This is a genomic window from Rhodococcus sp. NPDC060084, from assembly GCF_042730335.1.
Lineage (GTDB): Bacteria > Actinomycetota > Actinomycetes > Mycobacteriales > Mycobacteriaceae > Rhodococcus.
The window spans coordinates 1-5,221 of sequence record NZ_JBHWWX010000078.1 but is presented as its reverse complement, the minus strand read 5'-3'; the positions used below and the strand labels follow the sequence as shown (position 1 = coordinate 5,221).

The following is a 5,221-nucleotide window of genomic DNA, read 5'->3' as shown; positions in this document are numbered from 1 at the left end:
GATGGTGTGTGCGTGTTCTTTGAGAACTCAACAGTGTGCCGATGAATGTCAGTGCCAATTATTTGGTGCGATCATCCGCTTTTGTGGATGGTCAATTTTGCTGGTCATCACATTCTTCCGTCTGTGGTGATCGGTTTTGCTAGTTTGAGTTTGAATGCTAGTGATTTGGCTCGATGTCTTTGACTGATTGGCCCTTCGGGGTTTGATCGAGAGTCTTCAACGGAGAGTTTGATCCTGGCTCAGGACGAACGCTGGCGGCGTGCTTAACACATGCAAGTCGAACGATGATGCCCAGCTTGCTGGGCGGATTAGTGGCGAACGGGTGAGTAACACGTGGGTGATCTGCCCTGCACTTCGGGATAAGCCTGGGAAACTGGGTCTAATACCGGATATGACCACAGGATGCATGTTTTGTGGTGGAAAGGTTTACTGGTGCAGGATGAGCCCGCGGCCTATCAGCTTGTTGGTGGGGTAATGGCCTACCAAGGCGACGACGGGTAGCCGGCCTGAGAGGGCGACCGGCCACACTGGGACTGAGACACGGCCCAGACTCCTACGGGAGGCAGCAGTGGGGAATATTGCACAATGGGCGAAAGCCTGATGCAGCGACGCCGCGTGAGGGATGACGGCCTTCGGGTTGTAAACCTCTTTCAGCAGGGACGAAGCGCAAGTGACTGTACCTGCAGAAGAAGCACCGGCTAACTACGTGCCAGCAGCCGCGGTAATACGTAGGGTGCGAGCGTTGTCCGGAATTACTGGGCGTAAAGAGTTCGTAGGCGGTTTGTCGCGTCGTGTGTGAAATCCCGCAGCTCAACTGCGGGCTTGCAGGCGATACGGGCAGACTTGAGTACTGCAGGGGAGACTGGAATTCCTGGTGTAGCGGTGAAATGCGCAGATATCAGGAGGAACACCGGTGGCGAAGGCGGGTCTCTGGGCAGTAACTGACGCTGAGGAACGAAAGCGTGGGTAGCGAACAGGATTAGATACCCTGGTAGTCCACGCCGTAAACGGTGGGCGCTAGGTGTGGGTTTCCTTCCACGGGATCCGTGCCGTAGCTAACGCATTAAGCGCCCCGCCTGGGGAGTACGGCCGCAAGGCTAAAACTCAAAGGAATTGACGGGGGCCCGCACAAGCGGCGGAGCATGTGGATTAATTCGATGCAACGCGAAGAACCTTACCTGGGTTTGACATATACCGGACGACTGCAGAGATGTGGTTTCCCTTGTGGTCGGTATACAGGTGGTGCATGGCTGTCGTCAGCTCGTGTCGTGAGATGTTGGGTTAAGTCCCGCAACGAGCGCAACCCTTGTCTTATGTTGCCAGCACGTAATGGTGGGGACTCGTAAGAGACTGCCGGGGTCAACTCGGAGGAAGGTGGGGACGACGTCAAGTCATCATGCCCCTTATGTCCAGGGCTTCACACATGCTACAATGGTCGGTACAGAGGGCTGCGATACCGTGAGGTGGAGCGAATCCCTTAAAGCCGGTCTCAGTTCGGATCGGGGTCTGCAACTCGACCCCGTGAAGTCGGAGTCGCTAGTAATCGCAGATCAGCAACGCTGCGGTGAATACGTTCCCGGGCCTTGTACACACCGCCCGTCACGTCATGAAAGTCGGTAACACCCGAAGCCGGTGGCCTAACCCCTTGTGGGAGGGAGCCGTCGAAGGTGGGATCGGCGATTGGGACGAAGTCGTAACAAGGTAGCCGTACCGGAAGGTGCGGCTGGATCACCTCCTTTCTAAGGAGCACTTCTCCTTCTCTTTCCTGCACACAGGTGTGGGGGAGGTGGGCAGAGACTGTTTCGTTCCCGTATGTGGAGCGGCAGAAGCTCATGGGTGGAACGCTGACAAGCATTATCGCGTCGGAGAGAACATCATGTTTTCTTCTGCGGTGGTTATATCGGTGCACTGTTGGGTCCTGAGAGAACACGCGAGTGTTTGATCAGCGACGATGATCTGCGAAAGTTCTCCGCCTGTGGGTGGGTTCCGGTAGGGGTTGTTGTGTGTTGTTTGAGAACTGCACAGTGGACGCGAGCATCTTTGTTAGTAAGTGTTTATGAGCGTACGGTGGATGTCTTGGCACCAGGAGCCGATGAAGGACGTGGGAGGCTGCGATATGCCTCGGGGAGCTGTCAACCGAGCTGTGATCCGAGGATTTCCGAATGGGGAAACCCAGCACGAGTGATGTCGTGTTACCCGCATCTGAATATATAGGGTGTGTGGAGGGAACGTGGGGAAGTGAAACATCTCAGTACCCACAGGAAGAGAAAACAACATGTGATTCCGTGAGTAGTGGCGAGCGAAAGCGGAAGAGGCTAAACCGTGTACATGTGATACCTGGCAGGGGTTGTGTATGCGGGGTTGTGGGGTTCATTGTGTCGGCGCTGCTGAGCCGGCCAACAGTAAGAAATCATCGTGTTAGTCGAAGTGGTCTGGAACGGCCTGTCGTAGAGGGTGAGAGTCCCGTAGACGAAAACATGGTGACTGTTGATGTGAATACCCAAGTAGCACCGGGCCCGTGAAATCTGGTGTGAATCTGTCGGGACCACCCGATAAGCCTGAATACTCCCTGGTGACCGATAGCGGACAAGTACCGTGAGGGAAAGATGAAAAGTACCCCGGGAGGGGAGTGAAATAGTACCTGAAACCGTGCGCTTACAATCCGTCAGAGCCTGTGCATGATTTAGTTCATGGTGGGTGATGGCGTGCCTTTTGAAGAATGAGCCTGCGAGTTAGCGGCATGTCGCGAGGTTAACCCGTGTGGGGTAGCCGTAGCGAAAGCGAGTCCGAATAGGGCGTTGCAGTGGCATGTTCTAGACCCGAAGCGGAGTGATCTACCCATGGCCAGGGTGAAGCGACGGTAAGACGTCGTGGAGGCCCGAACCCACTTAGGTTGAAAACTGAGGGGATGAGTTGTGGGTAGGGGTGAAAGGCCAATCAAACTCCGTGATAGCTGGTTCTCCCCGAAATGCATTTAGGTGCAGCGTCGCGTGTTTCTCACCGGAGGTAGAGCTACTGGATGGTCTAGGGGGCCCACAAGCTTACCGAAATCAGCCAAACTCCGAATGCCGGTGAGTGAGAGCGCGGCAGTGAGACTGCGGGGGATAAGCTTCGTAGTCGAGAGGGAAACAGCCCAGATCGCCGGCTAAGGCCCCTAAGCGTGTACTAAGTGGAAAAGGATGTGGGATCGCTGAGACAACCAGGAGGTTGGCTTAGAAGCAGCCACCCTTGAAAGAGTGCGTAATAGCTCACTGGTCAAGTGGTTCTGCGCCGACAATGTAGCGGGGCTCAAGTACACCGCCGAAGCCGCGGCATTCACATAACACCCGCATGTTTCTACGGAAGTGTGTGCAGTGGTGTGGATGGGTAGGGGAGCGTCGTGTGGCCATGGAAGCATCGGGGTGACCTAGGTGTGGAGGCCATGCGAGTGAGAATGCAGGCATGAGTAGCGAAAGACGAGTGAGAAACTCGTCCGCCGAATGACCAAGGGTTCCTGGGCCAGGTTAATCCGCCCAGGGTGAGTCGGGACCTAAGGCGAGGCCGACAGGCGTAGTCGATGGACAACGGGTTGATATTCCCGTACCCGTGTGAACGCGCCCATGATGAATCATCGGTACTAACCGTCCAGAAGGTTCCTTGTTCCCTTCGGGGGATTGGGGATTGGATGCACGGGACCTTCGGTGGTAGTAGTCAAGCGATGGGGTGACGCAGGAAGGTAGTGGGGCCAGTCAGTGGTAATACTGGTGTAAGCCTGTAGGGCGTGACATAGGTAAATCCGTGTCGCATATAGCCTGAGAGGTGATGCGTACCCGTTGAGGGGAATTCCATGATCCTATGCTGCCGAGAAAAGCCTCTAGCGAGCTTTCACACGGCCCGTACCCCAAACCGACACAGGTGGTCAGGTAGAGAATACTAAGGCGATCGAGATAACTGTGGTTAAGGAACTCGGCAAAATGCCCCCGTAACTTCGGGAGAAGGGGGACCATGTCTGGTGATGGAATTTACTTCCTGAGCTGGGTGTGGTCGCAGAGACCAGAGAGAAGCGACTGTTTACTAAAAACACAGGTCCGTGCGAAGTCGTAAGACGATGTATACGGACTGACGCCTGCCCGGTGCTGGAAGGTTAAGAGGACCGGTTAGTCACTTCGGTGGCGAAGCTGAGAATTTAAGCCCCAGTAAACGGCGGTGGTAACTATAACCATCCTAAGGTAGCGAAATTCCTTGTCGGGTAAGTTCCGACCTGCACGAATGGCGTAACGACTTCTCTGCTGTCTCAACCACAGACTCGGCGAAATTGCATTACGAGTAAAGATGCTCGTTACGCGCGGCAGGACGAAAAGACCCCGGGACCTTCACTATAGCTTGGTATTGGTGTTCGGTTCGGTTTGTGTAGGATAGGTGGGAGACTGTGAAGCGGTGACGCCAGTTACTGTGGAGTCGTTGTTGAAATACCACTCTGATCGTATTGGATATCTAACCTCGGACCATGATCTGGTTCAGGGACAGTGCCTGGTGGGTAGTTTAACTGGGGCGGTTGCCTCCCAAAATGTAACGGAGGCGCCCAAAGGTTCCCTCAGCCTGGTTGGCAATCAGGTGTTGAGTGCAAGTGCACAAGGGAGCTTGACTGTGAGACTGACAAGTCGAGCAGGGACGAAAGTCGGGACTAGTGATCCGGCACCGGCATGTGGAAGCGGTGTCGCTCAACGGATAAAAGGTACCCCGGGGATAACAGGCTGATCTTCCCCAAGAGTCCATATCGACGGGATGGTTTGGCACCTCGATGTCGGCTCGTCGCATCCTGGGGCTGGAGTAGGTCCCAAGGGTTGGGCTGTTCGCCCATTAAAGCGGCACGCGAGCTGGGTTTAGAACGTCGTGAGACAGTTCGGTCTCTATCCGCCGCGCGCGTTAGAAACTTGAGGAAGGCTGTCCCTAGTACGAGAGGACCGGGACGGACGAACCTCTGGTGTGCCAGTTGTCCCGCCAGGGGCACTGCTGGTTGGCTACGTTCGGAAGGGATAACCGCTGAAAGCATCTAAGCGGGAAGCCTGTTCCAAGATGAGGTTTCTCACCCCCTCGAGGGGGTAAGGCCCCCGGCAGACCACCGGGTTGATAGGCCAGAACTGGAAGTGCGGTAACGCATGGAGGTGACTGGTACTAATAGGCCGAGGACTTTCTAACGAAGGTGCTACGCGTCCACTGTGCGGTTTCTGAAACAGCACAC

General features: G+C 55.4%; 2 rRNA genes. Both read left to right on the top strand.

Annotation, left to right across the window (positions count from 1 at the left end):
- Positions 1–216: 216 nt before the first annotated feature.
- Positions 217–1,739 (top strand): 16S ribosomal RNA (locus ACFWBU_RS21140).
- A gap of 305 nt (positions 1,740–2,044) precedes the next feature.
- Positions 2,045–5,178 (top strand): 23S ribosomal RNA (locus tag ACFWBU_RS21135).
- Together the 16S and 23S rRNA genes form the textbook arrangement of a ribosomal RNA operon.
- Positions 5,179–5,221 lie beyond the last annotated feature (43 nt).